This window comes from Marinagarivorans sp. (assembly GCF_982758155.1).
On record NZ_CEXWTU010000375.1, the window covers coordinates 1 to 2,712 of the forward strand.

The window sequence follows — 2,712 nt, forward strand, 5'->3', positions numbered from 1 at the left end:
TAATCGGATAAACTATTATTGCCTCGTCCCTTACACTTCTATCACACCTATAACGCCCAAAGCGTTTTACCTAAACCAAAACCCACCGCGCCATAGTGCTTTGTGCGTACAAGCGGGCTTTGCTCGAAGGTCGTGCCGGCGAGGTTATCGTAACGCACATATACGCCGAATAACCAGCCGCTAGTGCTTCGGTGCCGCAAAGATACTTTACTGTAACTGCCCGAGTAACCCGCATGCGCTTGGTACACTGGCCGCGTTTCAGTGGCGTACTCTTGCGTTACGCCATAATAATAATCATGGTATTTCTCGCTGCCCCATAACGCGCCCAGCGATACGCCCATATCCCAAGCCCCCAAAACCGCGGGCTTGCGCCATACCAAGCGGGGATTAAAAACATACCCACGCTGGCGAATACCTTCGCCACCCACCGTAACAACAATACGCGCGGGAAAACGCAAAGCCCAGCCGTTGTTAAAACTAGGGCCGGCCAGGCGAATGTTTAGCGATGGTCCCGCTTCAAAAGCCGAGTCTAGCGCGGGCATGCCCGCCCTTGCGTTGTTATCGTCGCCGTCGCCACTTAACGCGGCATCCGCCGAAAGATTAAACTGGATTCGACTGTTCTCGAATATCTCGCCACGGGCACCGTCGCGATTAATTTTGATATAGCGCCCCGTGTATAAAATGAGTGGCAAAGGCAGGACCTTAACGTGCGTTTGATTAGAGCCACGGTAATCCGGTAACGCTTGCCCGCCAAGCCCAAGCCCCACTTCCCACCGTGGCTTTTTATCGGTTGCGGATGGCGTATTGCGGTCGCTTTTAACGTCGGAATACGCTAGAGGACTCATCCCCAGTAACGCAACCAACAATATCGGCGCTAAACGTATGATCCGCGCTACAATCCCCGCCGATAAATTACGCAATGCTTGAAATAGGGCTAGGTCGGTAAATGCTCTCAATGGCTGGGTCTCTGAAGGGGTCGTTATTGTAGTTAATCGCCAACTCAATCACAAAAATGCGGCGCGCTGAATTTTACGGTGCGGTTTCTTGCATAGCTACCGTCTTTTGAGAAATAAACAAGGAGCTTGACGATGTTCACTTCAAAACAACAACGATTTACACCGCCCCCGCTAAAGCAATGCGCGCTGGTATTGTTATTAGCCAGCTTGCCATTTGCGCTAATTGCCTGCGGCGCCGGGGGGGGAGAAGCACAAAGCACCGTGCCATCCGATACACACCCAGGGATTATTGCTTTACCTGATGTCGGTGAAACCGCACCCGAGCCGCAAGGCAGCGAGGCCTCTCTTCCCGCTGCCACTACATCTTTCTTTTTTAGTTATGACGAATCGGGTAGTACTGCAGCACGCGATTTAACCTTTGCTGCACTTTCGAGTGGCCAACCCCCACAGCGCAGCTGGGGCCGGCCTTATGAATATTTGAACGCCGAGAATTTTGATCATTTTGATTTAACAATGGCTGCGCCTTTTAATGTTTCTATGGGGCTTTATAAAGCGACCGCCAACGAAATTCCTGTTGGCCGTAATATAGAGGGCTCGCTTTATGCGCTGGGCATTAACCTTACCGGCCCCGTGCTCACCCACGAAGAGCGCGAAAATGTTGCACTCACGCTATTAGTCGATATCTCTGGGTCCATGAAAGCCCCTTACTCCGATGCTGCCCGTGGCGAAATTGTTACGCGCCTGCAAGTGGTTCAAGAAGGCTTGTTTCGCCTACTCACACAACTGAAAGATGGCGACATTCTCAGCTTAGTCACCTTTGAAAACCGTGCGCTAACTGTGGTCGAACGCTGGGTTTACCAAGCCGATGACAACACCTTCTTTAATGCCATCGCCAGTCTTAAAGCCAACGGCACTACCAATTTAGACCAAGGCATTAACGAGGCATATAGTGCAGCCAACGCGCTATTCGACCCAGAGAAATCTAATCGCGTGATTATTTTAACCGACGCCAACGCCAATACCGGCGAAGTCGACCCTGCCATTATTGCGCAGCATACGGTTATTAACGATCTCGAAGGTATTCACTTTTCAGGTGTGGGCATTGGTGAAGGTTTTAACGATCGCTTTTTGAATGAGCTGACCGATATAGGGAAAGGTACCTATTCCGCCATGATCACCCCCGGCGATGCCGAGCGCATTTTTGCCGATAATTTTATGCGCTTTTTATCGCCTGCGGTTAAAAACGTAAAATTCCAGCTCACCTACCCACAAGTCCTTAATCAGTTTTATTCCGCCGCCGAAGATATTTCTACCAACCCCGACGAGGTTAGCAGTATTAATTTTTCGTATAATTCGGAGCAGTTCTTTTTAGAAATATTTGAGGGCGCCGGTTTTTTAGATCAAACGCTTGAAATTACACTGGGGGTTACTTTTACCGATGCACAAGGGGAAGACCAGCAAATTAGCATCACCAAAACTTTAGCCCAACTACAAGCCGTGGGTGAAGATGAAATTAAATCGGCCATTACCGTCACTACCTTAGCGCAATTGGTGGCAGGGGAAGTCACCTGCTCAGAAGTAATAAGCAGCAGTTTATACAAACAAGATATTCGCACCTACACCTTCGAAAAATACAAACAAGGTGTTAAGGATTTTTGTTCGGCAGGTTAATCACACAAGACCAAGGCATGGCTCACAGAGCGTAACTATTCAGCCATGCTCGAATAGGCCGGCAAATTGATCACTTTCTGGGCCG

The 2,712-nt window shown here is 49.6% G+C and carries 2 protein-coding genes; one reads left to right on the forward strand and one right to left on the reverse strand.

Features of this window, described 5'->3' with window-relative positions:
• Positions 1-47 precede the first annotated feature (47 nt).
• A complete protein-coding gene (locus tag AC3A8L_RS21020) occupies positions 48-956 on the reverse strand; it encodes a MipA/OmpV family protein (RefSeq protein WP_487964237.1) in 909 nt (302 codons plus the stop codon).
• A gap of 132 nt (positions 957-1,088) precedes the next feature.
• Between AC3A8L_RS21020 and AC3A8L_RS21025 the strand changes: the two genes are divergently transcribed.
• A complete protein-coding gene (locus AC3A8L_RS21025) occupies positions 1,089-2,627 on the forward strand; it encodes a vWA domain-containing protein (protein ID WP_487964238.1) in 1,539 nt (512 codons plus the stop codon).
• The last annotated feature ends 85 nt before the right edge of the window (positions 2,628-2,712 follow it).

Bases quoted from the DNA above. Each gene is read 5' to 3' on its own strand.
- AC3A8L_RS21025 (WP_487964238.1), top strand. From the start codon at position 1,089: ATGTTCACTTCAAAACAACAACGATTTACACCGCCCCCGCTAAAGCAA.